We start from the raw sequence: 26447 nt of genomic DNA on the forward strand, positions 1-26447 counted from the left end.
CAGGCGCGCGTCTGCGGGATGAGAGGAATGTGCATGCTGAATTATGTGATTAAACGCCTGCTGGGGCTGATCCCGACGCTGCTGATTGTGGCGGTGCTGGTCTTTTTATTCGTCCATATGCTGCCCGGGGATCCGGCGCGGCTGATTGCCGGCCCGGAAGCGGATGCCACGGTCATTGAGCTGGTGCGTAAGCAGCTGGGGCTGGATCAGCCGCTCTACCGGCAGTTCTGGCACTACATCACCAACGTCCTGCAGGGGGATTTTGGTACCTCGATGGTCTCCCGTCGGCCTGTTTCCGAGGAAATTGCCAGCCGCTTTATGCCCACCTTCTGGCTGACCCTCGCCAGCATGGCCTGGGCGGTGCTGTTTGGTCTGGGGGCGGGGATCGTGGCGGCCGTCTGGCGTAACCGCTGGCCGGACCGGCTGGGGATGGCGCTGGCGGTGACCGGGATCTCCTTCCCGGCCTTTGCGCTGGGAATGCTGCTGATGCAGGTTTTCTCCGTGGAGCTGGGCTGGCTGCCCACCGTGGGGGCGGACAGCTGGCGACACTACATCCTGCCTTCCCTGACGCTGGGCGCTGCGGTGGCGGCGGTGATGGCGCGCTTTACCCGCGCTTCTTTCGTTGACGTGTTGAACGAGGACTATATGCGTACCGCCCGGGCGAAGGGGGTCAGCGAGAAGTGGGTGATCCTCAAGCACGGCCTGCGCAATGCAATGATCCCGGTGGTGACTATGATGGGGCTGCAGTTCGGCTTCCTGCTGGGCGGCTCGATCGTGGTGGAGAAAGTCTTCAACTGGCCGGGACTCGGGCGCCTGCTGGTCGATTCCGTCGACATGCGAGACTACCCGGTGATCCAGGCGGAAGTGCTGCTCTTTTCGCTGGAGTTTATTCTTATCAACTTAGTGGTGGATGTGCTCTATGCCGCCATTAATCCGGCTATCAGGTACAAGTAAGATGCGATTGTTAAACTGGCGCCGGCAGGCCATGTTAAAGGCAATGCCGGGGCTCAAACCGGATCAGATCCGCACCCCGTGGCATGAATTCTGGCGGCGCTTTCGCAAGCAGCCGGTGGCGATGACCGCCGGGCTGTTTGTCCTGCTGCTGATCCTGGTGGCGGTGTTGGCCCCCTGGATCGTCCCCTTCGATGCGGAGAACTACTTCGATTACGACCGGCTGAACGAGGGGCCGTCGATGATGCACTGGTTCGGCGTGGACTCCCTCGGGCGGGATATCTTCAGCCGGGTACTGATGGGGGCGCAGATCTCCCTCGCGGCGGGCGTTTTTGCAGTACTGATTGGCGCGGCTATCGGCACGGTGCTGGGCCTGCTTGCGGGTTACTACGAGGGCTGGTGGGACCGGGTCATCATGCGCATCTGCGACGTGCTGTTTGCCTTCCCCGGTATTCTGCTGGCGATTGCGGTGGTGGCGGTGATGGGCAACGGCATGGCGAACGTGATTATCGCCGTGGCGATCTTCTCGATACCGGCCTTTGCCCGCCTGGTGCGTGGGAATACCCTGGTGCTGAAACAGCAGACCTTTATCGAGTCGGCGCGCAGCATTGGCGCCAGCGACACCACCATCCTCTTTAACCATATTCTGCCGGGCACCGTCTCCTCGATCGTGGTCTATTTCACCATGCGTATCGGGGTGTCGATTATCTCGGCGGCCAGTCTGTCGTTCTTAGGGTTAGGCGCTCAGCCGCCAACGCCGGAGTGGGGAGCGATGCTCAACGAGGCACGAGCCGATATGGTGATCGCTCCGCACGTGGCGCTGTTCCCGAGCATGGCGATTTTCCTCACCGTGCTGGCGTTTAATCTGTTAGGAGATGGGCTGCGCGACGCGCTGGATCCGAGAATTAAGGGATAATCTACCAATAATGGTAGAAGTTAATGTGAAAGGCTTTTATATTCAGTATGTTATAAATTGCCGTATAAAAGGTTTGCTGGAGTTAACTATTTGTAAAAATTATAATGATTAATGGTTGAATAACGTTAAATATTGTAAGGATTACAATGAAAAAGCTCCTTTTATGCGGCATGGTTTTACTGTCTACCTCTTGCGCCGATTTCCAGAAAAACATGAGTGACGGGATGAAAGCGGTCAATTCGGCCCTGACGCCGAAATCTTCCACCGGCACGCAAACCACGGCGGCAGCAAAACAGTCTGGCACTATCACCAATGAACAGTGCAAAACCAGCGTGGGTAAATCCCGCGACTATTTCGAACAGATTGTTGGCTTCAAGCTGAACGAGACCAACTCCTCGGGCTATACCTCTTTCTCCGAGACCTACAACCTGCGCATTTCCGATCGTAAAGACCGTTTTGGCGGCAACTTCGCTATCTGCATTATCTCTATCGATCCGCAGACCAATAAGGTCACCACCTTCTCGATGCCGACCTGATTCAGGCATTTTGCCGGGTGGCGCTGCGCTTACCCGGCCTACAAAGGGCACATCACCCGTAGGCCCGCGCAAGCGCAGCGCCGCCGGGCAATGCCGGCAGCTCGCACATCACCCGTAGGCCCGTGCAAGCGCAGCGCCGCCGGGCATTTTCCACGTTACTTATCGACGCCAAAGCCCTGTTTAATCAGAGCCGGAAGCACGTCCGGGAAGTAAATGTGCTGGTAATACCCGCTCACGCTTTCACTCCAGGTATCGCCGTCATTACGATCAATAGCCTGCCAGTGTTCGGTCATCTGCTGATTGTAGCGGGTGATTTTCGCTTCTAGCCCGTCGGTGACGTAGGCTTCGTCGTGGCGGAAGGTGTCCAGCGGCAGACGCGGTTTATGATGCGAAGGCACATCGACGTGACCGATCACCACGCCCGCCACCGGGAAGGTGTGTTCCGGCAGGTCGAGCAGTGCAATCAACTCCTGTGGGCGCAGACGGATCCCGCCAATCGGCACGATCCCCAGCCCTTCGGAGCGGGCCGCAGCCATCACTGAGCCGAGGGCAATGCCCACGTCGGTTGCGCCGGCCACCAGGCTCTCAATGCTCTGATGCGCCACCTGCTCCTTGCCCGCCAGCTTCATGCCGACCCCGGTTTTATACATATCCAGCACAAAAGTGATAAACACCGGGGCCTTGGCAATCCACGGCTGGCCGCCGGCGATCTGCGAAATCTGCGCTCGCTTTTCGGCATCGCGGGTGACGATGACCGACACCTGCTGGGAATGCACCGAGGTAGGGGCACGGTATGCGGTGCTGATAATGCGTTCGAGCGTGGCGTCATCAATGGCGCGATCGGTAAAACTGCGCTCGCTTTTATGGTCGTTAAAGAGGTCAATAATCGTGTTCATAGCATCTCCGGTGTGAATCGCAAAATTCTGGCAGCCCGGCACCATTTTGTCTTTAACACTCTATGCGAAAAGCGCAGGAGGGATTGCCCGACCAGCGGCCGGGCGGGGGGGTTATTGCAGCGCCTTGACCAACGCTTTGGCGACATCTTCGGAGCTGCCCGGGTTCTGCCCGGTAATCAGCTGGCCGTCTTCAACAATGTACGATCCCCAGTTCGGGCCTTTCTGGTAGTTAGCGCCCAGGGCAATCAGCTCATCTTCCACCAGGAACGGGACGATATCGGTCAGCTCGACGCCCGCCTCTTCGCCGTTGGTAAAGCCGGTCACCTGACGGCCCTTGACCAGCGGTTCGCCAGAGGCGGCCTTCACGTGGCGCAGCACGCCCGGGGCATGGCAGACGAAGCCCGTCGGTTTACCGGCGCGGTTGAAGGCTTCAATCAGGGCGATGGAGGTCCGGGATTCGGCCAAATCCCACAGCGGGCCGTGGCCACCAGGGTAGAAGACGGTGTCGAAATCCTCCTGACGCACGCTGTCGAGCTTCAGGGTGTTGGCGAGTTCATGTTGAGCCGCCGGATCGGCTTTGAAGCGCTGGGTCAGTTCGGTCTGGAAGTCGGCGGAATCACTTTTGGGATCCAGCGGCGGTTGACCGCCCGCCGGGGAGGCCAGCACCACTTCGGCTCCCGCATCTTTGAAGATGTAATACGGGGCGGCGAACTCTTCCAGCCAGAAGCCCGTTTTCTTACCGGTATTGCCCAGGTCACTGTGAGAGGTGAGAACCATTAAGACTTTCATTGTTATCTCCGGTGATGATACGAGATATAAAAGTAGCCTGTTTCGGCTCAGCCATCCCCGAAGGGATGGCTGTTTCGGAACTATTACGGCAGCTTATAGGCAATCACGTAGTCACCGCGATCCGGCGAGTTACGCGCACCGCCCGCGGTGATCAGCAGGTACTGCTTCCCGTCCACCGGCGATTTGTAGCTGATTGGCGTGCTCTGGCTCCCCACCGGCAGGCGGGCTTTCCATACCTCTTTCCCGGTTGAGGTATCGAACGCGCGCAGGTAGTAATCCTGGGTGGAGGCGATAAACACCAGGCCGCCCTGAGTCGCCATCGTGCCGCCGATGGTCGGCATCCCAATCGGGATCGGCAGCCCCATCTTCACGCCAAACGGACCGGTATCCTTCACCGTGCCCACCGGCACCTGCCAGGCAATTTTCTGGGTTTTCAGATCCACAGCCGTCAGGGTGCCAAACGGCGGTTTCTGGCAGGGGATCTCGACCGGCGACATAAAGCGCACTTTGGCGTTGATGGCGTACGGCGTACCGGCCAGCGGCACCGGACGGCTGATGGCCGCGGCTTCGTTGCCGTCATTTTTGGCACCCTGAATCTCCGGGGAGGCCGGGATGAGCTGCACTTCGAGGCCCACGCGCATATCGTTGATGAACAGGTACTGATTCACCGGGTCAATCGACAGACCGCCCCAGTTCATGCCGCCTAACGAGCCCGGCAGGTTCAGAGACGGATCATCCCCCGGCGGGGTAAAGAGGCCGTTGTAGCGCTTGGATTTAAACTCAATACGGCAGATCAGCTGGTCAAACGGCGTTGCGCCCCACATGTCGGACTCTTTCAGCACGTCCGCGCCGATGGTTGGCATGCCTACAGAGAAGGGCTGGGTCGGGGAATAGATCTCTTTCGGGATCTGGCCCTGGGTTACCTTGCGCTCTTCCACTTTGGTCAGCGGCTGACCGGTCGCGCGATCCAGCACAAACAGCTGACCGGATTTGGTGCCGAAGATCAGCGCCGGGGTGGTTTTGCCGTCCGCAGCAGGGAAGTCGGTGAAGGTCGGCTGCATCGGGACATCAAAGTCCCAGAGGTCGTTGTGAACGGTCTGGTAAACCCATTTCACCTTACCGGTGCTGGCATCCACCGCCACCATCGAGGCACCAAACTTACGATCCAGGGCGTTGTGCTTCACGCCCCACAGATCTACCGCCGCGCTGCCGGTTGGCATAAACACGGTGTTGGACTGCGGATCGTAAGACATCGGGGCCCAGACGTTCGGGGTGGAGCGGGTGAAGGTTTCGTTATCGGCAGGGGCGTTCTGATCGTCCGGTTTGCCCGGATCGAAGGCCCAGCGCAGCTGGCCGGTGATGACGTCGAAGCCGCGCACCACGCCGCCCGGCATGTCCGTCGCCACGTTATCCGCCACGCGGCCGCCTACCACCACGGTGGTTCCGGCGAGGGTCGGAGCTGACGTCGGATAGTACAGGCCGGTATCGGCGCCTTTACCCATCTGCGCGCTCAGGCTGACGCGACCGTGATTGCCGAAGTCTTCGCAGAACTTACCGGTATCCGCATCCAGGGCTACCAGTTCCGGCGTGACGCTGTTCATGATGATCCGGCGCTTGCACTGGGCATCCGCAGGCAGCGAAACGGCGGCCACCGGCGAAGAGCCCGGCAGGATTGGCTGCTGCATCGGGGCTGTGGCATCAAAGTACGCCAGGCCGCGACAGCGCATCCACTTTTTCTGTCTGGCGTTGATCTCGGTTTTCCACCGCTCCTTGCCGGTGGTCGCATCGACGGCAATCACGTTGTTATGCGGCGTACAGAGGAACAGCGTATTGCCGATCTGCAGCGGGGTCTGCTGATCTTCCGCGCCGCCGCCGTTCGGGCTGACGGGAATATCGCCCGTGCGGTAGGTCCAGGCCACCTGCAGGTCTTTTACGTTATCGCGGGTGATCTGATCCAGGGCCACAAAGCGCGATGCGCCCGGGGTGTTGCCGTAGTTGGCCCAGTTCTTCTGCTCTTCACCGGGTTTGACCGGGGTGAGAGGAAGCTGTGCGCCCGAGGCCGTCACCGGATCGTGCGGGACAAACATGCCGCCCACGGTGGCGGCGAAGGCAACCGCCAGCACCGCCGCCATCGCCCCTGCGCCTTTCCAGCACGGCGTCTTACCGGCACGGCGCAGCAGCGAGGGCAGGGAGAGCGCCACCAGGATGGCGATGCCCGCGAGGGTTAACAGACGGGAGACCAGCGGCCAGAAATCGAGGCCGACGTCCCACAGGGCCCAGAGGGCGGTGCCCGCCAGCACCACAAAGTAGAGCGCCGCGCCGCTCAGGCGCTGGCGCAGGATCTGCACGCCCGAGAGGATAAGCAGGCAGCCGCTGATCAGAAAGTAGGGGCTGCCTTTAACGCTGACCAGCTTCCCACCGTAGTAAGCGAAGAATATCCCCATCGCCAGAATTAAGACGCCCAGAAGCCCCAGCAATATCGCTGCGGTTCTGGATAATTTTTGAACGGACATAAATGTTCCCTGATGTTGGCAAAGATTGAGTGAAATCACTCAAAAGTGACGATTTATAATCTAATGCGCGCGAGTGTACAACAACCAGGTAACAATATATTTACCAGAAATAGCTTTCTGAAGAGGTGGGCAGGCAGGAGGTGAACCCTGGTATCATAAGGTTATCTCTGGCAGAACAAGGAATAACGACGATGGTTAAGATACGTGAGGCGAACGCGGACGATTTCGACGCATGGTTAAAACTGTGGAAGGGCTATCTGGGTTTTTACGGCACCGAGCTGGATGAGGCGGTGACCCTGACGACCTGGCGGCGGGTGTTATCCCCGGAGTCCGGTCTGTTTTGCCGACTGGCAGAAACCGAACAGGGCGTGGTGGGCTTTGCCATCTGCGTGCTCCATGAGGGCACCTGGGTGACCCGGCCGCTGTGCTATCTGGAAGATCTGTTTGTCGATGACGCGGCGCGCGGCAAAGGGGTGGGCAGGGCGTTGATTGAGGCCATCATTGACGAGGCACGGCAAAAGGCGTGGTCGAAGGTCTACTGGGTGACCCGAACAGGCAACCCGGCCCGGGCGCTGTATGACCAGCTGGCAGCGGTGGATGATTACGTTCGCTACCGGATTACGATTTAGCAATAATTGGCACGGACGATCCCCTCTCCCTTGAGGGAGAGGGTCAGGGTGAGGGGGAAAAGCGCACTCCGCTTTAACAGCGCCGGGCGGCACTGCGTTTGCCCGGCCTACAGGGTCAATTCCCTCTCCCTTGAGGGAGAGGGTTAGGGTGAGGGGAAAAGCGCACTCCGCTTTAACAGCGCCGGGCGGCACTGCGTTTGCCCGGTCTACAGGGTCAATTCCCTCTCCCTTGAGGGAGAGGGGCAGGGTGAGGGGGAACAACGCGCACATTCCCCCGTTGACTATCCTCAGTCAATCAACGCATCAATCGCCACGCGTCCGTCCGGCGTGTGCAGCCAGCGCGGCGCGTTCAGCGTGTCGGCGTAGAAGTTCACCAGCTCATACAGCAGTCCTTCCATCACCTTTGCCATATCCCGCGGCAGTGCGTTGCTGATCAGCAGCTGCGTGAGCGTCTGGCAGTACAGCCCCAGCAGCTCGCTTTCCGGTTCAAATGCGGGCAGACGGGATGGCAGATCGGTCAGAGTAAAACGCTCCACCAGGTGCGGCGGAATGGGCTCGTTGAGGGTTGGCTGCAATAGGGCGAGACAGGCAGAAAGGCGGGCGCAGAGCGCCAGTTTCTCCGCCGGGTCGTCGGTTTCCAGCAGGGTATGGGCGAAGCGTTCGCAGTGGTTCGCCAGCTCGGTGAAATCGGTATTGTGGGAGAAAGGTACGTTAAACAGTGCCTGAGCACGGGTTGGGGTAGTAGCCATAGTGGCAGCCTCCTGTAATTTGCATTTTATCCGCCACCCGAGAGGCTAATCTCATGGTGGCAGAACCGAGCGGAGTTAGCCTTACCGGCATTACAGGAAACCGGCGCGTCTTGCGACGCCCCCGCCCGGCCTACCATTGAGGTGTAACCGTGCGTGCGACATATTACTACATCGCCTGTAATTTTAGCTGAGAGGCTAATCCCGGCGCCTGATTTTGCAGGCGCATCTGGAAGATACTGCGGGGAGATCGCGGCGACAAGCCGGGAAAATCATTCCTGGAAAGCGCCTCGCAAAAATTTTAACGCAACGAGGAAACCCCGGAAGAATAAAGCACTTACAGTGGCTACCTGGCACGTTCACCGGTTCCGGTGTATCAGAGAAGCAAGGAACGTGAGGTGAACGGAACCACCACCAGAGCCGCATTTTCCCCCTCACCCCAGCCCTCTCCCTCGAGGGAGAGGGGGCAGTCCCCGCCAATTCCTGCCTCAGGCAATCCTGTGAACTTCCCCACAAAAGCGCACATTCCCCGCCGTCGCGCTCCCTTCGCCCGCAGCTTTGCGGGCATCATGTCCCCACGACACTCCAGACGTGGGATACACCATGCGCAACGAAATCCTGACCTTTCTCGCCAATCAGACCGATTTTTTCGACCCGGAAAACCTGAGCGAGGTCTTTACCGCCCGCTACCTCGCACAACGGTTCGACCTCAAACGCAATACCGCCAGCCACTATCTGAACCAGCTGGTGGCCCAGGGGGAGCTGGTCAAAATCAACACCCGTCCGGTCTACTTCCTGCACAAGAAAGCCTTCAGCCAGCAGTTTTTCTCCCTGACCGGGAACGAATACGACAGCATCGCCCAGCTGCTCAACGACGGCGACAGCGGGCAGGAGCCGCCGGATCACTTTTCTCTTCTCATCGGTCATGACGGCAGCCTGAAAAAGGCCATTGCCCAGCTGAAAACCGCGCTCTTCTATCCCGATGGCGGCCTGCCGCTGCTGATCACCGGCGACAGCGGCACCGGCAAAAGCTATATGGCGAACCTGATGCACGCCTTCGCCATCTCCCAGGGGCTGCTGGCGGACGATGCCCCCTTTGTCAGCTTTAACTGCGCCCAATACGCCAGCAATCCGGAGCTGCTGGCGGCTAACCTGTTCGGCTACGTGAAAGGGGCCTTTACCGGGGCGCAGACCGATAAGCAGGGGGCATTCGAAGCCGCCGTCGGGGGCATTCTGTTTCTCGACGAGGTGCATCGCCTGAACGCCGAGGGCCAGGAGAAACTCTTTACCTGGCTCGACCGGAAGGAGATCTACCGGGTGGGGGAGACCGCCCAGGGGCGCCGCATCACCACGCGGCTGGTCTTCGCCACCACCGAGGAGCTGCACAGCACCTTTTTAACCACCTTCCTGCGCCGCATTCCAATCCTGGTCACGTTGCCCGACCTGCAGGCGCGCTCCCGTCAGGAGAAAGAGGCGCTGATCCTCCAGTTCTTCTGGCGGGAGGCGCAAAAGCTGAACGCGCGCCTGAACCTGACCCCGCGTCTGCGCCAGGTGCTGCATCACGCGCTCTATCGCGGCAACGTCGGCGAGCTGAAAAACGTGGTCAGGTATGCGGTCGCCGCCGCCTGGGCCAGACAGCGGGGGCAGGCGGCGATTGGCGTCACCATCCAGGATCTGCCGGAGAAGGTGCTGGCCGCGATCCCGCTGATGAGCGACGCCCCCGTGGCGGAAGAGCCGCTGACCATCGAGCCGGAGACCAACCTCCTTTGGCTGCTCCGCGCCCACGATCGCACCCAGGGGATGATCCACGATACCCAGTGTCAGGTGCTGGCCCTGTACGAAGAGGTGCTCAGCGGCCGCTCGGGCTGGGAGGAGGTCCACCGGCGGATGGGGGAGGAGATCGAAACCCTGTTCGACAGGCTGGTGTTTCACCACCGGGATACCACCGCCTCGCCGGTCTTACAGCTCACCACCCAGCAGGTGCGGGAGGAGTTTTACCGGCTGGAGCAGCAGTTCAACGTCCAGTTTAACGGCAATGGCATCTACGCCCTGAGCCACTATCTGGTGCATCGCGCCCAAAGCGCACTCTCTTCCCTGAGCCAGGAGCGGGTCCGGCTGCTGGATGATTTTCTGGCACAAAAGTACCCCCTGCTGTACCGCTTTTGCCAGGCGATGATCGCCGCCCTGACGCAAAAGCTCGATATCGAGGCCCAGCGCATCGACGCCCTGCTGCTGGTGCTGTGGCTGCATAAATCCGGGGCGGTGAGCCAGACCCAGGTGACGCGGGCGGTGATCCTCGCCCACGGCTACGCCACCGCCAGCAGCATTGCCAACGTGGCGAACCGCCTGCTGAAACAGACGGTGTTTGAATCCTTCGACATGCCGCTGGACGTCACGCCGGAGGCGATTGCCCAGCAGGTGATGCACTACATCGAAAGCAACGCCCTGGCGTCCGGGCTGATGATCCTGGTGGATATGGGTTCGTTGAATGCCATCCACAGCCACTTCCAGCGCCGCGTCTCTACCCCGGTGGCGATTGTGAACAATGTGTCTACCAGCATGGCGCTGTACGTCGGGGAGCGTATCCTGCAGGGGCATCACATCGAGGATATTGCCAGCGAGATCGGCAGCGATTTGCCGGTGGAGCACCAGCTCTTCTGGCCGCAGGCCAGTAAACCCCGGGTTATTCTCACCACCTGCATCACCGGGATCGGCGCGGCGGCCAACCTCTGCCATCTGCTGAAGGCCAGCATTCCGGAGGCGTTGGGGATTGAGATTATCGCCTGCGACTACGAGATGCTCAGCGACGCGCAAGAGCGGGCGGTGGCCTTTAACCGCTACGACATGCTGGCGATTGTCGGCACTTTCGATCCGCAGGTGCCGGATGTGCCCTGGATCTCGCTGGATTCACTGATTGCCGGGGAGGGGACGCGGCCGCTGATGCGCATCTTTGGCGATATCGCCACGGAGGAACAGGTGGCGGAGATCAACAATCTGCTGCTGAAGAATTTCTCCCTGCGGCGGGTGATTGAGTCGGTGACCATTCTCGATACCACCAAAGTGATCAACCAGGTGGAGCAGTTTGTCTTCCGCTATGAGCATCTGGCGGGCTGTCAGGTGCAGAACGAACGCAAGGTGGCGCTCTATGTCCACATCAGCTGTCTGATTGAACGGCTGATCCGCAATGCCTCGCCCACCACCTACGCCGGGCGACAGTGTCCTGAAAGCGAGCTGGCGCTACTGCGCCAGGCCTTTAGTGTCATTGAGAGCAGTTATAGTGTCAAAATCCCGGTTGTCGAGCTCTGTTACATCCACAATATTCTGACCCTCGAAACGGAATTTATTCAGGCAGATCAAGAGTTTTAATCTCCCCCTCTCTCCTCATCGCCCACGCGCCACTTTTTCCTGGCACGTGGGTTGCAATCTCTGTCTGGTAAGTGGAATGAGCATTCGAGGACAGGATGAAACGACATTACATATTTGCCAGTCACGGCACCTTAGCCCGCGGGGTACTCGACTCGGTCGAGCTGATCCTCGGCAAGCAGCAGGACATCTATACCCTCTGCGCCTATGTCGACGAGCACCAGGACGTCACCGGGCAGGTGGATGAGCTGCTCGCCGGGCTACCCGCCCAGGATGAGGTGATTGCGATCACCGATATTTTTGCCGGCAGCGTCAATAACGAATTTATCCGCTATCTGCATCAGCCGAATTTTCATCTGATCGCCGGGCTTAATTTGCCGCTGGTCATCGGTCTGCTTATTTCCGCGGATGAACAGGATACCGAAAAATTAATTCAGGACGCGTTATTAAGCTGCCGGGAAAGTATTCAGTATTGCAACCACACCATTGCCAGTGCGGTACAGGCGGATAAAGACTTCTGAACAGGAGGAATAATAATGATTACGTTACTGCGTGTTGACCACCGCTTATTACATGGCCAGGTGGCTTTTTCCTGGACGCAATATGTCGGGGCGGATTGCATCTTAATTGCCAACGACAGCGTGCCCAACGATGAACTGCGAAAAACCACCATCAAGCTGGCCAAGCCGCCTGCGGTCAAGCTGGTGATTAAAAATATCAACGACTCGATTGAAGCCATCAAAAGCGGCGTCACCGATAAATACAACCTGTTTATCGTGGTGGAGTCAGTGGAGGATGCCTGGCGTTTAGCCTCGGCGGTAGACGGAATTAAGAGCATCAATCTCGGCGGCGTTAAAGCGAAGGAGGGGGCGCGGAATATTTCAAAGGCCATCAATTTGCTGCCGGACGAAATAGAAAAACTCACTCAGCTGGTCGGCAACGGCGTGGAGATCGAAATACGCCAGGTGCCTAACGATCGCAAACAGTTATTAGCGGAATCGCTGTAATTCCTGAGGACTCACTATGGTAGAGGCACTTTTACTCGGGCTGGTGGCGTTTATCGCCCAGTCGGAATATGCCCTGGGCACCTCGCTGCTCTCCCGGCCGATTGTCACCGGATTATTAACCGGGCTGGTGTTAGGCGATGTGCAGACGGGCGTGATTATGGGGGCGACGCTGGAGCTGGCGTTTATCGGGTCGTTTTCAGTGGGGGCGTCTATTCCGCCAGATGTGGTCACCGGCGGGGTGCTGGGGGTGGCGTTTGCCATCACCTCCGGGGCGGGAACGGAAACGGCGCTGCTGCTCGGCCTGCCGATTGCCACCCTGACCCTGGTGCTGAAGAACGTCTATCTCGGCATGTTTATCCCGATGCTCAGCCAGAAGGCCGACGGCTACGCCGAACAGGCGGACACCCGCGGCATTGAGCGGATGCACCTTATCGCCGGGTTTGGCCTGTCGCTGATGCTGGCGGCGGTGGTCACCGTTTCCTTCCTGGTGGGCAGCAGCGCGGTGAAATCCTTACTGGATGCCATCCCGGAGTTTATTAAGCACGGGCTCAGCGTGGCGACGGGGATCATTCCTGCGCTGGGCTTTGCGATGCTCGCCCGGCTGCTGATCAACAAAAAAGTGGCGCCCTTTTTCTTCCTCGGCTTTGCCCTGATGGCGTACCTGAAAATACCCGTCACCGGTATCGCCATTCTCGGTGCCATTGTGGCGGTGGTGATGGTTAACACGACTGCACGTAACGCCCCTCGTCCAACGACCGATCAAGGAGTCAGCGATGACGACGAAGATTTCTGAAGAGACCCTGCCTCAGGTGCAGGATGAGAATGCCATCAACGCACGCGATCTGCGCCGGGTGTTCTGGCGGTCGTTCCAGATGGAGTTTTCCTGGAACTATGAGCGGCAGATGAACCTTGCGTTCGTGTATGCCCTGATCCCGGTACTGAAAAAGCTCTACCCGCAAAAGGCAGAGCTGGCCGCGGCGTTAAAACGCCACCTGGTGTTCTTCAACACCACGCCGCATATCGTCACCCTGCTGCTCGGCATCACCACGGCGATGGAGGAGAAAAACAGCCAGCAGCAGGAGATGGACGGCACGGCGATTGACAACGTCAAGGCGTCCCTGATGGGGCCGCTGGCCGGGCTGGGAGACTCCTTCTTCTGGGGAACGCTGCGCCTGATTGCCACCGGTATCGGCACCAGCCTCGCCCTGCAGGGCAACATCCTGGGGCCCATCCTGTTCCTGCTGGTGTTTAACGTGCCGCACATTCTGGTGCGCTGGCTCTTTACCCGCTGGGGCTACGTGCTCGGCACCGGGGTGCTCCATCGGGTCCAGAAGAGCGGAATGATGGAGAGCCTCACCTACGGGGCGTCGATTATCGGGCTGATGGTGGTGGGGGCGATGGCCGCCTCGATGATCAACATCACTATCCCCATCTCCTTCGGCGCGGGGGAGGCGAAAACCGGCGTTCAGGACATCATCAACAACATCATGCCCTGCCTGCTGCCGCTCATCAGCTTCGGGATTGTCTACTGGCTGCTGGGGCGCAAGGTTAAACCGCTCACCATTATCGGGGGCATGGCGCTGGTGGGGATTCTGGGTTCGTGGATTGGCCTGTTTTAAGCGGAGAAGATGATGCAACCGACAATGATGACCTATATCGAAGAACAGCCCGCGGCGCTGGCGGAGATCCTCAACGCGTACCCGCAGCATCTGGCGTCCGTGGAGGCTTTTGCCCGCCAGCATCCGGTGCGCCGCCTGCTGGTGCTGGCGACCGGTTCCTCGCTAAACGCGGCGCTATGCGCGCGCTACTTCTTTGAACACCGTTTTGGCCTGCTTCTCGAGATCAAAGAGCCGTACAACTTTGTCCACTATGAAGCCATCGACCCGCACACCGACATGGTGCTGGTGGTTTCCCAGAGCGGGAAAAGCGCCTCGACGCTGGCGGCGATGGAGAAGGTGCAGGCCGCCGGGCTGCCGGTGTTTGCCCTGACCTCGGATCCGGACAGCCCGATAGGCCGCCGCTGCGACCATGTGCTGGATATCCATACCGGGATTGAGAAGGTGGGCTTCGTGACCCGCGGCTTTAGCGCCACGGTACTGAATCTGCTTCTGGTCGCGCTGACTATCGCCCGGGCGCAGCAGCAGATCGATGAGCGGGAAACGGACGACTATCTGGCGGCGCTGCACCAGCTGGCGGGAGCGATCCCCGACACTATCGCCCGCACCGAGGCCTTTTTCGAGCGGCACGTTCAGGAACTGCAGGCTGGGACGCGCTTTATCGCCATCGGCGAAGGGGCCCTGACCGGGGTGGCGAAAGAGTTTGAGACCAAGTTCACCGAAACGGTGCGGGTGCCGTCCGGCGGGTTTGAGCTGGAGGCCTACATGCATGGCCCTTATCTGGAAGCCAACGCTGAGCATGTGATGTTCTTTATTGAGGACGCGCCAAACCCGCGCCTGCGGGCGCTTCGGGACTATATGGCCCCGGCGGTTAAGCGGGCGTTTCTGATCACCCTGACGGACGAGGTGGGGCCGGATACCCTGGCGCTGAACTGCCGCCTGCCGCATCTGCTCTCACCGCTGCTGTTGATTGTCCCCTTCCAGCTTCTGGCCTGGCGTACCGCCTGCGCCAAAGGCATCGATCTCTCGGTGCGTATTTTCGACGACTTCGATCGGGTTTTAAAAAGTAAAATCTAAAGGAGAATAACTATGTTAGGTTTTAATCAGGACGAGTACCTGACCAGTGCTCGTGAGATTGTTGCTGCGCGCAAACAGGCGGAACAGGTGGCTGACGAGATTATTCAGCAGGGCTTCAGCACGTTATTTTTCGCCTCGGTAGGAGGCTCGTTAGCGCCGATGATGGCGATGAACGCCTTCGCCCGGGAAATAACCGAAATGCCGGTTTACCTTGAGCAGGCGGCGGAATTAATTCATGCCGGACATAAACGCTTAAATAAAGATTCCGTAGTGATTACCCTCTCGAAATCGGGTGATACCAAAGAGTCGGTGGCGATTGCCGAATGGTGCAAGGCCCAGGGGATCCGCGTGGTGGCGATCACCAAAAACAGCGATTCCCCGCTGGCAAACGCCGCCACCTGGCATATTCCGATGCGGCACAAAAACGGCGTGGAATATGAGTACATGCTGCTGTACTGGGTATTCTTCCGCCTGGTACAGGGTAACGGGGAATTTGAAAACTATGATCGCTTTGCCAGCCAGCTGGAGCTGTTACCTGAGAATCTCCTGAACGCCAAAAAACAATTTGATCCGCAGGCCGACGCGATCGCAAAAAAATATCATAATGCCGACTATATGATGTGGATTGGCGGCGCGGAGATGTGGGGCGAAGTCTATCTCTTCTCGATGTGTATTCTGGAGGAGATGCAGTGGAAGCGCACTAAGTCGGTCTCGTCTGCGGAATTTTTCCACGGCACGCTGGAGCTGCTGGAGAAAGATGTCCCGCTGTTCCTGGTGAAAGGTGAGGGCAAATGCCGGGCGCTGGACGATCGCGTGGAGCGTTTTGCGGCCAAAATTACCGATAACCTGGTGGTGTTTGATCCGCGTGAATACGCGCTGGCGGGGATTGATGATGAGTTCCGCTGGCTGCTGGCGCCGTGCGTGATCTCAACCTTGCTGGTGGACCGTCTGGCTGCCCATTTCGAGCACTACACCGGCCACAGTCTGGATATTCGCCGTTATTACCGGCAGTTCGAGTATTAATGAAATAAAAAAGGGGACGTAAAGTCCCCTTTTTCGTATGCCTGATAAGCGCAGCGCCATCAGGCATTATGCACAGAATCGATTAAACCCGCGTACCCCACAGGTCATACTCGTCGGCGTTTTCAACCTTCACGCGCACGATATCACCCGGTTTCACCTTGGTTTCGCCATTCAGGTAGACCGCGCCGTCGATTTCCGGGGCATCTGCCATGCTGCGGCCAATCGCGCCTTCTTCGTCCACTTCGTCAACGATCACCAGAATTTCGCGGCCCACTTTTTCCTGCAGACGTTCAGCAGAGATCTGCTGTTGCAGCTGCATGAAGCGGTTCCAGCGCTCTTCTTTGACCTCTTCCGGCACCTGATCGGCCAGTTCGTTGGCGGTCGCGCCTTCAACCGGGCTGTACTTGAAGCAGCCCACACGGTCCAGACGCGCTTCAACCAGGAAGTTGAGCAGCATCTGGAAGTCTTCTTCGGTTTCACCCGGGAAGCCGACGATAAAGGTGGAACGCAGGGTCAGATCCGGGCAGATCTCACGCCACTGCTTGATGCGCGCCAGCTGGCGGTCAACGGAGCCTGGGCGCTTCATCAGCTTCAGAATACGCGGACTGGCGTGCTGCAGCGGGATGTCCAGGTACGGCAGGATTTTGCCTTCCGCCATCAGCGGGATCACGTCGTCCACGTGCGGGTACGGGTAAACGTAATGCAGACGCGTCCAGATACCCAGCTTAGCGAGCTGTTCGCACAGGCCGACCATGCTGGTCTTCACCGGCTCGCCATTGTGGAAGCCGGAGCGGTGTTTCACGTCCACGCCGTAAGCGGAGGTGTCCTGGGAGATCACCAGCAGCTCTTTCACGCCCGCATCGGCCAGACGTTTGGCTTCGGCCAGCACTTCGCCAATCGGACGACTCACCAGATCGCCACGCATGGACGGGATAATGCAGAAGGTGCAGCGATGGTTGCAGCCTTCGGAAATTTTTAAGTACGCATAGTGACGCGGGGTCAGCTTCACGCCCTGTTCCGGCACCAGGCTCAGGAACGGATTATGCTTTGGTTTTGGCACATAGTGATGCACATGTTCCAGCACCTGCTCGTAGCTGTGTGGACCGGTGATTTCCAGCACCTTAGGGTGAACTTCACGGATTTGATCGACTTTGGCGCCCAGACAACCGGTGACAATCACCTTGCCGTTTTCGGTGAGTGCTTCACCGATGGCTTCCAGAGACTCCTGCACGGCGCTATCGATAAAGCCGCAGGTGTTAACGATCACCATATCGGCGTTGTCGTAGCTGGGTACGACGTCATAGCCTTCGGTGCGAAGTTCAGTCAGGATGCGTTCGGAATCCACCAGGTTTTTCGGACAGCCCAGCGAGACGAAGCCGATTTTCGGCTGGTGCGTAACATTGCTCATAGATTAAAAAGTAGTCAGTTATGGAGTTATCAGGGCAGGGATTGTACAGCGTTCTTGCCGGGATTTATACAGATCCCTGCGTGGCGAAGATAACGGCTAAGAATTACTTATCCCGGCTTTAAGGGGCCCTTATTGGCTGACTAAAACAGATACCCTATCTTTCACCTCGTCGATAACACACATGAGGTACGTAATGAGAGATATCTATCTGCAATCCAAATTAGAAATGGCCAAAACCCTTCACACCCATGGCGTCGAGCTGTCGCATATATCCGTTGCCACCGGACTGACGCCGTCCCGGTTAGTCACTGAATTAAAAATTGCCGATGAGTTTGAATTTGCCAGGCACCAGGCAAAGCAATACTGATGACATCCCGGCTTCAGGCTGACTGACTGGCGTAAAAATCGGCTAACAGAGAAAAGAGCATTTTATTGGTCTCTTTCCGGCAGGACGAATAGATACTGAATTGTGGCAACGTAAATGGCGTATCCAGTTTTTTCAGCTGATACATCCCGGAATAGGTCGCAAAGACTTTTTCCGGGATAATGCCCAGGCAGTCGGTGGTAGACACAATCAGTAAAATGGAGGCGAAAGAGGTGGTCAGCAGACAGCGCTCGCTGGAGCGGAATTTTTTATCCACGATGCTGCGATGATAAATAATCTTCTCGTTTTTAGTGTTGTAACCCACCAGACTGGCATCCCTGAACATCTCCTCCGTTACCGTATTCTCATAAAGAGGATTATCTTTTGCAGCAATCAACACCAGCGTCATATCACTCATCTTCTGGCAAGAAATATTACTGCTCTCAACAGAAAAGGTGGAGAACACCACATCCGCCTGGCGCATGTTCAGCAGCTCGGTAATTTTCGCTTCGTTAAGCTCGGCGGTGCGGTGCAGCAGGCTGACATCCGCGTTCATCCCGACAATCTTCTGCGTCAGTTCCGGCACCACTAACGGCGAGACAAAGGACTCGGTGTAGAGGGTGAGTCTTCGCTTTTTGATGTGGGAAGAGAGGGGGAGCAGAGTGGCGAGCTTATCGATGATCGGCAGGATGTTGTCGTACAGTTCATCCGCATACACGGTGGGTAACAGCGTGTTGCCGCTGCGGACAAACAGGTTATCCCCCATCTGTTCCCGCAGTTTGCGCAGCGACTGGCTGACGGCTGAGGCGGAAATATCCAGCATATCGGCCACTTTCGAGATACTGCCGACGCTGTAAATCAGGCAAAAAATGGTCAGCAGATTCAGGTCGATCCGGTTTAACGAGATAATCTTTTCTGACACCGGCATCGCTGGCATACGCCCTCTGTCTCCACGCCCTAACCCTCTCAAAAATAGCAGGCTTCGCAATCCGCGCGGTGAGGGAGAAGCATGATTTTATGCCCAGCCTGAACGCCTGCCTTCTCGCTGTGCTTTTCGGGCGCTGTTTTAACATTGTAAATTTTGTTAATGCGTCGCTAATTATTGACCTGACGCATTAAATTGCTCAAAAAATAGACATAATCTGAAGGTGTGATAAAGCTGACAAGGGGGGAAAAAGCATGTCCGTTGACAGACTGAAACGCGATCTTCTTAACAAGATGATTAATGCCCGAATTGATCTCGCGGCCTATCTGCAGTTAAGGAAAGCGAAGGGGTATATGTCAGTCAGCGAAAGCGACCATCTGCGTGACAACTTCTTTGAACTTTGTACTTACATGCGTGAAAAAGCGCCGGAACTGCGAGCGCATTGCAATGCCGAGGAGCAGGCAATGCTCTATCGCGCCGCCGGATCGCTCACCACCGCAGGCGTCTGTATGATGACCGGCAACCACGATTGCCCGACGTTCATCGCCGTCAACGCAGAGAAGCTGGAAAACTGTCTGAACGATCTCACTCTCTGCATCCAGTATCTGAAATCACATTCACCGCTGATTCAGAGCTGATCCCGGGGGAGGCAACTCCCCCATCTGATTAAGCTTTTGTAAAAGTATCAACGCCCCTGCGCTGAGTGACTACCTTTAAGGCATACGTCGAAAAGGAGTGCGTAATGCGTCGATCCTCGCTTATTTCCCTGCCATTGTTACTCATCTCCGCCTCACTGTGTGCTGCACCCGCTGAAGTGAAGGTTTCGGTGCTGCAAAATAAACTCGACCACCCCTGGGCGCTGGCGTTCCTGCCGCAGGATCAGGGCATGCTGATCACCCTGAAAGGCGGGCAGCTTAAGCGCTGGCAGGCGGGCAAAGGGCTCTCGGATCCCATTGTTGGCGTGCCGAAGGTCTGGGACAGCGGACAGGGTGGATTGCTCGACGTGGCGCTGGCACCCGACTTTGCGACTTCCCGCCGGGTCTGGCTGAGCTATGCCGAAGCGGGCGACGACGGGAAAGCGGGCACGGCGGTGGGGTATGGCCGCCTGAGCGACGATAATACCCGGCTGGAGGCCTTTAAGGTGGTCTTCCGCCAGCAGCCTAAACTCTCGACCGGCAATCACTTTGGCGGCAGGCTGGTGTTCGACGGCAAAGGCTATCTGTTTATCGGGTTAGGTGAGAATAACCAGCGCCCGACCGCCCAGGATCTGGATAAGTTACAGGGCAAAGTGGTGCGCCTGACCGATCAGGGCGCGGTGCCGGACGATAACCCCTTTGTGAACAATAAACAGGCGCGCCCGGAAATCTGGTCTTACGGTATCCGTAATCCGCAGGGAATGGCGATGAACCCGTGGAGCAATACCCTGTGGCTCAATGAGCACGGGCCGCGCGGTGGGGACGAAATCAACATCCCGGAGAGGGGCAAGAACTACGGCTGGCCGCTGGCGACGCACGGCATCAACTACAGCGGATTGCCGATCCCCGAAGCAAAAGGGGAAACCGCCGCGGGAACCGAGCCGCCGCTGTTCGTCTGGAAACAGTCCCCGGCGTTAAGCGGGATGGCTTTTTATAACAGCGACGTTTTCCCCCAGTGGAAGAACAAGCTGTTTATTGGCGCGCTGAAGGACAAGGATGTGATTGTGCTCAACGTCAGCGGCAATAGCGTCACCGAGGAGGGAAGGATCCTCGGCGACCGTAACCAGCGGGTTCGCGACGTGCGGGTCGGGCCGGATGGCTATTTATACGTGCTGACCGATGAAACAGACGGGCAGCTGTTAAAAGTCAGCCCGTCCAAAGAGTAGATCAGGTGACCGGGATCATCACCACGTTGCAGTAGGCAGGGCGCTCGGTCAGGTTCGCCAGCCAGCGCTCCAGATGCGGACGGGGCGCCCACGCCAGGCCAAGGTTGGTCAGGTTCCAGACAAAAGGCGCGACGGCGATATCACCCACGCCAAAGTCGTTGCCCGAGAACCACGGCTGTGTCGCCAGGGCCTCATCCATCATGGCAAACAGCGACTCGCAGGTGGCTTTGGCGGCGTCAATGGCCGCATAGTTACGCTCGGCTTCCGGGGTTCTCACCAGCCCCATCAAAATCACCCGATGGGCAGGGGAGAGGGTCTGGTTGGCCCAGTCCATCCACTTTTCGCCGACGGCACGCTTCGCAGGCTCATCGATCCACAGACGGTTCTGGCCGTACTGCGCCGCGAGATAGCGCACAATGGCGTTCGATTCCCACAGCGTGAGGTCGGTTTCATCATCGCGCAGCAGCGGCACCAGACCGTTGGGGTTCATCGCCAGATACTCGGCCTCTTTATTTACCCCGTGTTCCAGTCCCGCCATGATCTGCTTAAAGGGTAAATCCAGCTCTTCCAGCGTCCAGATTACCTTTTTCACGTTGGTCGAATTGTTCCTGCCCCACAAAGTAATCATAATAACCCCTTATAATTAAAGCCGATATCTGGATGAGATCCTTGTTGATGGCTTCACATGGTGAGATAAACCTAACCAATACGCAACAGATGCGAAAAAAATCGATGTGGTCAAAGCGTATCGGGTTGTTATTGCATAAACTTTAAAAACTTTACCAGCTTTTGGTTTTTTTTAAGGCTTTAGTGCGTTATTACTCATCGCTTCTTGCGGCACGGCGATGTGACGTGATTTTTGGAATGGAAACTCGGGTGGCATTATGATGCGAAACACTTTTTCTTTACGCGGTCTGGTGGCAGGTTCTGCGCTGCTGGTCCTTTTTGCACCTTCGCTGTACGCAGCGGAACAGGCGGCGCCAGAGGCTCCGCCTGTTGATGCCCGTGCCTGGATATTGATGGACTATGCCAGCGGCAAAGTGCTGGCAGAAGGCAATGCAGATGAAAAACTCGACCCTGCCAGCCTGACCAAAATCATGACCAGCTACGTGGTAGGGCAGGCGCTGAAAGCGGGTAAGATCAAGCTCAACGACATGGTCACCATCGGCAAAGACGCCTGGGCGACCGGCAACCCGGCGCTGCGCGGCTCCTCGGTGATGTTCCTCAAGCCGGGCGACCAGGTGGCGGTTTCCGATCTGAATAAAGGGGTAATCATTCAGTCGGGCAATGATGCCTGCATCGCGCTGGCCGATTACGTGGCGGGTAGTCAGGACTCTTTCATTGGCTTGATGAATGGTTATGCGCAGAAATTAGGCCTCACCAACACCACCTTTAAAACCGTTCACGGCCTGGATGCGCCGGGCCAGTTCAGTACCGCCCGCGATATGGCGCTGCTGGGCAGAGCCCTGATTCATGATGTGCCGGAAGAGTACGCGATCCATAAAGAGAAAGAGTTTACCTTCAACAAGATCCGCCAGCCGAACCGCAACCGTCTGCTGTGGAGCAGCAACGTCAACGTGGACGGGATGAAGACCGGTACCACCGCCGGTGCCGGCTACAACCTGGTGGCCTCGGCAACCCAGGGCGATATGCGTCTGATCTCGGTGGTGCTGGGCACCAAAACCGACCGCATCCGCTTTAATGAGTCAGAGAAACTGCTCACCTGGGGCTTCCGCTTCTTCGAAACCGTTACCCCGATCAAGCCGGATGCCACCTTTGTCAGCCAGCGCGTCTGGTTTGGCGATAAGAGCGAGGTCAATCTTGGCGCCGGTGAAAGCGGCTCGGTCACCATTCCGCGCGGCCAGCTGAAAAACCTGAAGGCCAGCTATACCCTGACCGACAAGCAGCTCACCGCACCGTTGAAAAAAGGCCAGGTGGTCGGCACCATCGACTTCCAGCTGAACGGCAAATCCATCGAGCAGCGTCCGCTGATCGTGATGGAAGCGGTGGAAGAGGGCGGGTTCTTCGGTCGGATGTGGGATTACGTGCTGATGAAATTCCACGACTGGTTTGGCGGCTGGTTTAATTAAAGCTTCCGTGTTTCGCCGGGTGGCGGCTTCGCCTTACCCGGCCTACGGGGTTTCCCAGGCCCGTGCCAGCGTAGCGCCGCCGGGCATCAAGGTCACAAACGGCCCGGTATCGTAGGCCCGCGCAAGCGCAGCGCCGCCGGGCAATAAACCACACTCAGTACATCAGCTTGATCTGCTGCGCCTTAGCATAAGTCACCAGCGCCTCATCCGGGCGGCAGTCGCTGACGATTGCGTCGAAGCACGTTAGCTCCCCCATCCGCGCGGGGCGTACTTTACCCATCTTGCTGTGATCCACCACCAGCACATGATACTGCGCCATATTCATTGCCCACTGTTTTACCGGCAGCTCATCCAGATTAAAGCAGGTCGCCCCCTGGCGAACATGCACGCCTGCCGCGGAGTAAAAGGCGATGTCCGGGCACAGGTTGCTGAGGGTGTCCTGCAGATTGAGCGGCTTAAAGATGGCATTGCTGGCGTGAAACTCGCCGCCGCAGAGGATCACCCGGCACGCGGGTTTTTCCTGCAGGGCGAGAAAGGTATTCAGGGAGTAACAGACCCCGGTGAACGGCAGGTCGTTATCGATGGCTTCGATGATCCACGGCGTGGTGGTGCCACAGTCAAAAAACAGCGTCTGATGGGGTTGCACCAGCGAGGCTGCCAGACGCGCCGCTTTGCGCTTCTCTTCCACCAGGCGAGTTTTTTGGTCACTCAGCAGATAGTGGCTGGCGCTGCGGGGTTCGAGGACAATGTAGCCGCCGAGCAGCACGACGGGCCCGCTTTCACTGTTCAGGTCGCGACGAATGGTCATTTCCGAGACGCCGAGTAGCGCGGCGGCCTCTTTCAGATGCAGTTTATCGCTGCGCTTAAGCGCATTGATCAGTTGAGCCAGCCGTTCGTCACGTCGTGTTTCCATAGGTCCTCAGAGCGATAAATGAACCCCCGTTACGCCGGGGGCTCAAGTTTACCTCGTGAGACCCAAATTAGTCACGTATCCAGCCTTTACGGATAGGCAGGGCAAAGCAGAAGCGGTAAAGCTGCGAGAGGCGTTGATAGAGGGCGTGCCCGAACAGATTCCACAGGATCTGCGCGCTCAGACAACCCAGCAGTCCGACCATCAGCCCGCCCAGCATATCCATCGGCCAGTGCACGCCAAGATAGACGCGGGACCAGGCAATGGCGCAGGCCACCAGCATCAACACTATGCCTGACCAGATCCGGTGCCAGAGCAGGAACGCCAGCGCAAAGGTGAAAATAGCGGTGCCGTGATCGCTCGGGAAGGAGTCATCCGCGGCGTGGTGCAGGAAGTTATAGCCAACGTGATCGACAAACGGGCGGTCGTGGGGGAACAGATGGCCCAGCAGCCAGGACGCCGCCAGGCTTATCACCAGCGCCATGGCGATCTTTATCACCAGCTGACGCTGGGCGCCCACCTGCTTGCGTGGCCCCCACAGCCAGAGGATCGCAATCAGCGCCGGTACAATGCTGATCAGGTCTTTCGCCACAAAGATGGCCAGTTTGATGCTCCACTCCGGTGAAGCAGGTGTGGCATTAATCAGTTCAAACAGTCCGTAGTTCAGATTTTCTAACATATCCTCGTTACTCTTTTGCAAACCAGGTGGAAATCAGGCCCCAGGCCACCACTTGTGAAAACCACACCCACCAACCTGCCCACAGGTTGTGAGAGAAGAAATGTGCCCCGCGCATCACCTGGCCATAGCCCATCACTAACCCGAGCACGGCACCGGCTATGACCATTCCCCAGGCCAGGCGTGGACGCTCGCGCCAGAAGGCGAAGAACAGCCCCATCACCATAAAGCCGCTCGAGGAGTGCCCCCCCGGGAAACAGCGGCCAGGGCCACTGCCGGAGGGAACTGAGTCAAACAGGGGATACGCCAGCGCTTTGCCGCCATACTCCACCAGATCCCAGGGACAGCTGTGATGGCTGATAGCCTTCAGGATGCCCACTACCGCCGTGCCCAGCCCCATCAGCAGCGCCGCCGTCACTAATCGCGGGTTGCGGCTGAACGCGCCGTAAAGGAGAGTGACCGCCGCCACGGCAATGGTCAGGTATTTCGCCAGCCGATGGTTGAGCAGATCCAGCAGCGCATTGTGCTGCAGCGGAAAGTGCTGATTTGCCACGTCATACCAGTAACCCGTCAGCAGCCTGTCGAGCGTTTCATCCCGCGCCAGCCAGGTAAAAAGCCCGGCCAGAACCAGCAGCGCTAGCAGCTGGTAACCATAAAAACGAACCGGTAAGCGGTAAAGGGCTTTTGTCTTAGAAGTCTTTAACTTAGACAATTCTGAAGCGGAGACGATTTGTGTCATAATTAAGGTCAATGACTGGAAAAGCCCAAGCATACGGATGGCAACTTAAGGAAACCTTAAACGACAGCGATTTGTGCCTTATTTCTGTGAGGCGGCGTGAATCTGCTATCTCTGGTGCGGCCATTTCATTACACTCTGCGCGATTTTTTATCGGATACTGAGACTCCATGCTAAACCGTTCTTCTTCCCGCACGCGCCTGGGGCGTCAGGCGCTGCTGTTCCCGCTGTGTCTGGTGCTGTACGAATTCTCCACCTATATCGGAAACGATATGATCCAGCCCGGCATGCTGGCGGTGGTGGAACAGTACAACGCCGGGATCGAGTGGGTACCCACCTCTATGACCGCCTACCTGGCGGGGGGGATGTTTTTACAGTGGCTGCTCGGGCCGCTGTCGGATCGTATTGGCCGTCGTCCGGTGATGCTGACCGGCGTGGTGTGGTTTATCGTCACCTGCCTGGCGACCCTGCTGGCGCAAACCATCGAGCAGTTTATGGTGCTGCGTTTTTTACAGGGGGTCAGCCTGTGCTTTATCGGCGCGGTGGGTTACGCCGCCATCCAGGAGTCCTTTGAGGAGGCGGTGTGCATTAAAATCACCGCCCTGATGGCCAACGTGGCGCTGATTGCGCCGCTGCTCGGCCCGCTGGTGGGGGCCGCCTGGGTCCACGTCGCGCCCTGGGAGGGGATGTTTGTGCTGTTTGCGGCGCTGGCAGCGATCTCGTTTTACGGTCTGTACCGCGCGATGCCCGAAACCGCCACCCGCATCGGTGAGAAGCTCTCACTCAAAGAGCTGGGGCGCGACTATAAACTGGTGCTGAAGAATGTCCGCTTTGTGGCGGGGTCGCTGGCGATTGGTTTCGTCTGCCTGCCGCTGCTGGCGTGGATCGCCCAGTCGCCGGTGATCATCATCAGCGGCGAAAAGCTCAGCAGCTACGAGTATGGCCTGCTGCAGGTGCCGATTTTTGGCGCGCTGATTGTGGGTAACCTGGTCCTGGCACGCCTGACGTCACGCCGCACCGTGCGTTCGTTAATCATCATGGGCGGCTGGCCCATCGTGATTGGGCTGGTGGTGGCCGCGGTGGCGACAGTGGTTTCCTCCCATGCTTATCTGTGGATGACCGCCGGGCTGAGTATCTATGCGTTTGGTATTGGGCTGGCGAATGCCGGACTGGTGCGCCTGACGCTGTTTGCCAGCGAGATGAGCAAAGGCACGGTATCGGCGGCGATGGGGATGTTGCAGATGCTGATCTTTACCGTCGGGATTGAGGTCAGCAAACATGCCTTCAGCTCTGGCGGCAACGGGCTGTTCAGCCTGTTCAACCTGGCGAACGGCATCCTGTGGCTGGGGCTGATGTTTGTGTTCCTGAAAGACAAGCGGGTGGGTAGTTCGTTACAGCCGGATTAAGCAATCAAG

General features: G+C 58.0%; 27 protein-coding genes. 16 read left to right on the forward strand and 11 right to left on the reverse strand.

The features are described 5' to 3' along the window. Positions 1-33 precede the first annotated feature (33 nt). From gsiC to ACP4QI_RS06650, 3 genes are all read left to right on the forward strand, one after another. Complete coding sequence (gene gsiC, locus ACP4QI_RS06640) at positions 34-954, forward strand: glutathione ABC transporter permease GsiC (RefSeq protein ID WP_142488809.1); 921 nt, start codon at positions 34-36, stop codon at positions 952-954. Position 955: 1 nt separating this feature from the next. Continuing rightward, positions 956-1867 carry a glutathione ABC transporter permease GsiD gene (gene gsiD / locus ACP4QI_RS06645; RefSeq protein WP_156263266.1) on the forward strand — a complete coding sequence of 304 codons (912 nt, stop codon included), beginning with the start codon at positions 956-958 and terminating at the stop codon, positions 1865-1867. A 146-nt stretch (positions 1868-2013) separates the two neighbouring features. Further along, positions 2014-2403, forward strand: coding sequence for a hypothetical protein (locus ACP4QI_RS06650; RefSeq protein WP_426495017.1), 390 nt, complete (start codon positions 2014-2016; stop codon positions 2401-2403). A gap of 155 nt (positions 2404-2558) precedes the next feature. Here the strand turns inward: ACP4QI_RS06650 and ACP4QI_RS06655 are convergent, their stop codons facing one another. From ACP4QI_RS06655 to ACP4QI_RS06665, 3 genes are all read right to left on the reverse strand, one after another. Beyond that, on the reverse strand, positions 2559-3299 hold the full coding sequence (locus ACP4QI_RS06655) for a nitroreductase family protein (protein ID WP_426495016.1): 741 nt from the start codon (positions 3297-3299) through the stop codon (positions 2559-2561). A gap of 111 nt (positions 3300-3410) precedes the next feature. After that, positions 3411-4088, reverse strand: a complete 678-nt coding sequence (locus ACP4QI_RS06660; protein ID WP_426495015.1) for a type 1 glutamine amidotransferase domain-containing protein — start codon at positions 4086-4088, stop codon at positions 3411-3413. Positions 4089-4171: 83 nt separating this feature from the next. Further along, the gene (locus tag ACP4QI_RS06665) at positions 4172-6601 is read right to left on the reverse strand and encodes a membrane-bound PQQ-dependent dehydrogenase, glucose/quinate/shikimate family (protein ID WP_285128259.1); all 2430 of its coding nucleotides are present in this window, start codon (positions 6599-6601) and stop codon (positions 4172-4174) included. A gap of 191 nt (positions 6602-6792) precedes the next feature. On the opposite strand from ACP4QI_RS06665, the gene ACP4QI_RS06670 reads away from it, so the two are divergent. Continuing rightward, entirely contained in the window at positions 6793-7230 is a 438-nt protein-coding gene (locus tag ACP4QI_RS06670; RefSeq protein WP_426495014.1) for a GNAT family N-acetyltransferase, read from the forward strand. A gap of 287 nt (positions 7231-7517) precedes the next feature. Here the strand turns inward: ACP4QI_RS06670 and ACP4QI_RS06675 are convergent, their stop codons facing one another. Both ACP4QI_RS06675 and ACP4QI_RS06680 read right to left on the reverse strand, forming a co-directional pair. Next, positions 7518-7979, reverse strand: coding sequence for a hypothetical protein (locus ACP4QI_RS06675; RefSeq protein ID WP_285128257.1), 462 nt, complete (start codon positions 7977-7979; stop codon positions 7518-7520). Between the two features lie 26 nt (positions 7980-8005). Continuing rightward, positions 8006-8227, reverse strand: coding sequence for an ash family protein (locus ACP4QI_RS06680; protein ID WP_426495194.1), 222 nt, complete (start codon positions 8225-8227; stop codon positions 8006-8008). Between the two features lie 352 nt (positions 8228-8579). Between ACP4QI_RS06680 and ACP4QI_RS06685 the strand changes: the two genes are divergently transcribed. The 7 genes from ACP4QI_RS06685 (at position 8580) to ACP4QI_RS06715 (ending at position 16062) form a co-directional block, all read left to right on the forward strand. Then, on the forward strand, positions 8580-11342 hold the full coding sequence (locus ACP4QI_RS06685) for a sigma 54-interacting transcriptional regulator (RefSeq protein ID WP_426495013.1): 2763 nt from the start codon (positions 8580-8582) through the stop codon (positions 11340-11342). A gap of 95 nt (positions 11343-11437) precedes the next feature. Then, a complete protein-coding gene (locus ACP4QI_RS06690) occupies positions 11438-11860 on the forward strand; it encodes a PTS sugar transporter subunit IIA (protein WP_285128255.1) in 423 nt (140 codons plus the stop codon). A gap of 15 nt (positions 11861-11875) precedes the next feature. Next, entirely contained in the window at positions 11876-12346 is a 471-nt protein-coding gene (locus ACP4QI_RS06695) for a PTS sugar transporter subunit IIB (protein WP_142488816.1), read from the forward strand. Positions 12347-12362: 16 nt separating this feature from the next. After that, positions 12363-13139, forward strand: coding sequence for a PTS mannose/fructose/sorbose/N-acetylgalactosamine transporter subunit IIC (locus ACP4QI_RS06700; protein WP_106992490.1), 777 nt, complete (start codon positions 12363-12365; stop codon positions 13137-13139). After that, positions 13120-13965: a PTS system mannose/fructose/sorbose family transporter subunit IID gene (locus tag ACP4QI_RS06705; protein ID WP_285128253.1), complete on the forward strand. Its 846-nt coding sequence runs from the start codon at positions 13120-13122 to the stop codon at positions 13963-13965. Before ACP4QI_RS06700 ends, ACP4QI_RS06705 begins: the two co-directional genes overlap by 20 nt. 12 nt (positions 13966-13977) lie before the next feature. After that, positions 13978-15039, forward strand: a complete 1062-nt coding sequence (locus ACP4QI_RS06710) for an SIS domain-containing protein (RefSeq protein ID WP_426495193.1) — start codon at positions 13978-13980, stop codon at positions 15037-15039. A gap of 12 nt (positions 15040-15051) precedes the next feature. Beyond that, entirely contained in the window at positions 15052-16062 is a 1011-nt protein-coding gene (locus ACP4QI_RS06715) for an SIS domain-containing protein (RefSeq protein ID WP_142488820.1), read from the forward strand. Between the two features lie 82 nt (positions 16063-16144). On the opposite strand, the gene rimO is transcribed toward ACP4QI_RS06715, so the two are convergent. After that, positions 16145-17470, reverse strand: coding sequence for a 30S ribosomal protein S12 methylthiotransferase RimO (rimO, locus tag ACP4QI_RS06720; RefSeq protein WP_426495012.1), 1326 nt, complete (start codon positions 17468-17470; stop codon positions 16145-16147). A 193-nt stretch (positions 17471-17663) separates the two neighbouring features. Here rimO and ACP4QI_RS06725 point away from each other — a divergent pair, with 193 nt between their 5' ends. Beyond that, positions 17664-17837, forward strand: coding sequence for a glycine cleavage system protein T (locus tag ACP4QI_RS06725; protein ID WP_426495011.1), 174 nt, complete (start codon positions 17664-17666; stop codon positions 17835-17837). Positions 17838-17850: 13 nt separating this feature from the next. Here ACP4QI_RS06725 and ACP4QI_RS06730 read toward each other — a convergent pair whose 3' ends face one another. Next, positions 17851-18771 (reverse strand): LysR family transcriptional regulator, encoded by a 921-nt coding sequence (locus tag ACP4QI_RS06730; protein ID WP_426495010.1) that lies wholly within the window; start codon positions 18769-18771, stop codon positions 17851-17853. Positions 18772-19013: 242 nt separating this feature from the next. On the opposite strand from ACP4QI_RS06730, the gene bssR reads away from it, so the two are divergent. After that, entirely contained in the window at positions 19014-19397 is a 384-nt protein-coding gene (gene bssR, locus ACP4QI_RS06735) for a biofilm formation regulator BssR (RefSeq protein ID WP_426495009.1), read from the forward strand. Between the two features lie 104 nt (positions 19398-19501). Next, on the forward strand, positions 19502-20620 hold the full coding sequence (locus ACP4QI_RS06740) for a PQQ-dependent sugar dehydrogenase (RefSeq protein ID WP_285131032.1): 1119 nt from the start codon (positions 19502-19504) through the stop codon (positions 20618-20620). 1 nt (position 20621) lies between these two features. Here the strand turns inward: ACP4QI_RS06740 and ACP4QI_RS06745 are convergent, their stop codons facing one another. Then, positions 20622-21248 carry a glutathione S-transferase family protein gene (locus ACP4QI_RS06745; protein WP_426495008.1) on the reverse strand — a complete coding sequence of 209 codons (627 nt, stop codon included), beginning with the start codon at positions 21246-21248 and terminating at the stop codon, positions 20622-20624. A gap of 256 nt (positions 21249-21504) precedes the next feature. On the opposite strand from ACP4QI_RS06745, the gene dacC reads away from it, so the two are divergent. After that, positions 21505-22710: a serine-type D-Ala-D-Ala carboxypeptidase gene (gene dacC / locus ACP4QI_RS06750; RefSeq protein ID WP_231312797.1), complete on the forward strand. Its 1206-nt coding sequence runs from the start codon at positions 21505-21507 to the stop codon at positions 22708-22710. Between the two features lie 154 nt (positions 22711-22864). On the opposite strand, the gene deoR is transcribed toward dacC, so the two are convergent. The 3 genes from deoR to ACP4QI_RS06765 form a co-directional block, all read right to left on the reverse strand. After that, positions 22865-23623, reverse strand: coding sequence for a DNA-binding transcriptional repressor DeoR (gene deoR, locus ACP4QI_RS06755; protein ID WP_142488829.1), 759 nt, complete (start codon positions 23621-23623; stop codon positions 22865-22867). Positions 23624-23690: 67 nt separating this feature from the next. Further along, positions 23691-24299 (reverse strand): undecaprenyl-diphosphate phosphatase, encoded by a 609-nt coding sequence (ybjG, locus tag ACP4QI_RS06760; protein ID WP_285128246.1) that lies wholly within the window; start codon positions 24297-24299, stop codon positions 23691-23693. Between the two features lie 7 nt (positions 24300-24306). Continuing rightward, on the reverse strand, positions 24307-25035 hold the full coding sequence (locus ACP4QI_RS06765; RefSeq protein WP_426495007.1) for a phosphatase PAP2 family protein: 729 nt from the start codon (positions 25033-25035) through the stop codon (positions 24307-24309). 167 nt (positions 25036-25202) lie between these two features. Between ACP4QI_RS06765 and ACP4QI_RS06770 the strand changes: the two genes are divergently transcribed. Beyond that, positions 25203-26438 carry an MFS transporter gene (locus ACP4QI_RS06770; protein WP_426495006.1) on the forward strand — a complete coding sequence of 412 codons (1236 nt, stop codon included), beginning with the start codon at positions 25203-25205 and terminating at the stop codon, positions 26436-26438. Positions 26439-26447: the final 9 nt, after the last annotated feature.

Source organism: Leclercia sp. TB492, assembly GCF_049974505.2.
GTDB lineage: Bacteria > Pseudomonadota > Gammaproteobacteria > Enterobacterales > Enterobacteriaceae > Enterobacter > Enterobacter adecarboxylatus_C.

Bases quoted from the DNA above. Each gene is read 5' to 3' on its own strand.
- gsiC (WP_142488809.1), top strand. From the start codon at position 34: ATGCTGAATTATGTGATTAAACGCCTGCTGGGGCTGATCCCGACGCTG.
- gsiD (WP_156263266.1), top strand. From the start codon at position 956: ATGCGATTGTTAAACTGGCGCCGGCAGGCCATGTTAAAGGCAATGCCG.
- ACP4QI_RS06650 (WP_426495017.1), top strand. From the start codon at position 2,014: ATGAAAAAGCTCCTTTTATGCGGCATGGTTTTACTGTCTACCTCTTGC.
- ACP4QI_RS06655 (WP_426495016.1), bottom strand. From the start codon at position 3,299: ATGAACACGATTATTGACCTCTTTAACGACCATAAAAGCGAGCGCAGT.
- ACP4QI_RS06660 (WP_426495015.1), bottom strand. From the start codon at position 4,088: ATGAAAGTCTTAATGGTTCTCACCTCTCACAGTGACCTGGGCAATACC.
- ACP4QI_RS06665 (WP_285128259.1), bottom strand. From the start codon at position 6,601: ATGTCCGTTCAAAAATTATCCAGAACCGCAGCGATATTGCTGGGGCTT.
- ACP4QI_RS06670 (WP_426495014.1), top strand. From the start codon at position 6,793: ATGGTTAAGATACGTGAGGCGAACGCGGACGATTTCGACGCATGGTTA.
- ACP4QI_RS06675 (WP_285128257.1), bottom strand. From the start codon at position 7,979: ATGGCTACTACCCCAACCCGTGCTCAGGCACTGTTTAACGTACCTTTC.
- ACP4QI_RS06685 (WP_426495013.1), top strand. From the start codon at position 8,580: ATGCGCAACGAAATCCTGACCTTTCTCGCCAATCAGACCGATTTTTTC.
- ACP4QI_RS06690 (WP_285128255.1), top strand. From the start codon at position 11,438: ATGAAACGACATTACATATTTGCCAGTCACGGCACCTTAGCCCGCGGG.
- ACP4QI_RS06695 (WP_142488816.1), top strand. From the start codon at position 11,876: ATGATTACGTTACTGCGTGTTGACCACCGCTTATTACATGGCCAGGTG.
- ACP4QI_RS06700 (WP_106992490.1), top strand. From the start codon at position 12,363: ATGGTAGAGGCACTTTTACTCGGGCTGGTGGCGTTTATCGCCCAGTCG.
- ACP4QI_RS06705 (WP_285128253.1), top strand. From the start codon at position 13,120: ATGACGACGAAGATTTCTGAAGAGACCCTGCCTCAGGTGCAGGATGAG.
- ACP4QI_RS06710 (WP_426495193.1), top strand. From the start codon at position 13,978: ATGCAACCGACAATGATGACCTATATCGAAGAACAGCCCGCGGCGCTG.
- ACP4QI_RS06715 (WP_142488820.1), top strand. From the start codon at position 15,052: ATGTTAGGTTTTAATCAGGACGAGTACCTGACCAGTGCTCGTGAGATT.
- rimO (WP_426495012.1), bottom strand. From the start codon at position 17,470: ATGAGCAATGTTACGCACCAGCCGAAAATCGGCTTCGTCTCGCTGGGC.
- ACP4QI_RS06725 (WP_426495011.1), top strand. From the start codon at position 17,664: ATGAGAGATATCTATCTGCAATCCAAATTAGAAATGGCCAAAACCCTT.
- ACP4QI_RS06730 (WP_426495010.1), bottom strand. From the start codon at position 18,771: ATGCCAGCGATGCCGGTGTCAGAAAAGATTATCTCGTTAAACCGGATC.
- bssR (WP_426495009.1), top strand. From the start codon at position 19,014: ATGTCCGTTGACAGACTGAAACGCGATCTTCTTAACAAGATGATTAAT.
- ACP4QI_RS06740 (WP_285131032.1), top strand. From the start codon at position 19,502: ATGCGTCGATCCTCGCTTATTTCCCTGCCATTGTTACTCATCTCCGCC.
- ACP4QI_RS06745 (WP_426495008.1), bottom strand. From the start codon at position 21,248: ATGATTACTTTGTGGGGCAGGAACAATTCGACCAACGTGAAAAAGGTA.
- dacC (WP_231312797.1), top strand. From the start codon at position 21,505: ATGATGCGAAACACTTTTTCTTTACGCGGTCTGGTGGCAGGTTCTGCG.
- deoR (WP_142488829.1), bottom strand. From the start codon at position 23,623: ATGGAAACACGACGTGACGAACGGCTGGCTCAACTGATCAATGCGCTT.
- ybjG (WP_285128246.1), bottom strand. From the start codon at position 24,299: ATGTTAGAAAATCTGAACTACGGACTGTTTGAACTGATTAATGCCACA.
- ACP4QI_RS06765 (WP_426495007.1), bottom strand. From the start codon at position 25,035: ATGACACAAATCGTCTCCGCTTCAGAATTGTCTAAGTTAAAGACTTCT.
- ACP4QI_RS06770 (WP_426495006.1), top strand. From the start codon at position 25,203: ATGCTAAACCGTTCTTCTTCCCGCACGCGCCTGGGGCGTCAGGCGCTG.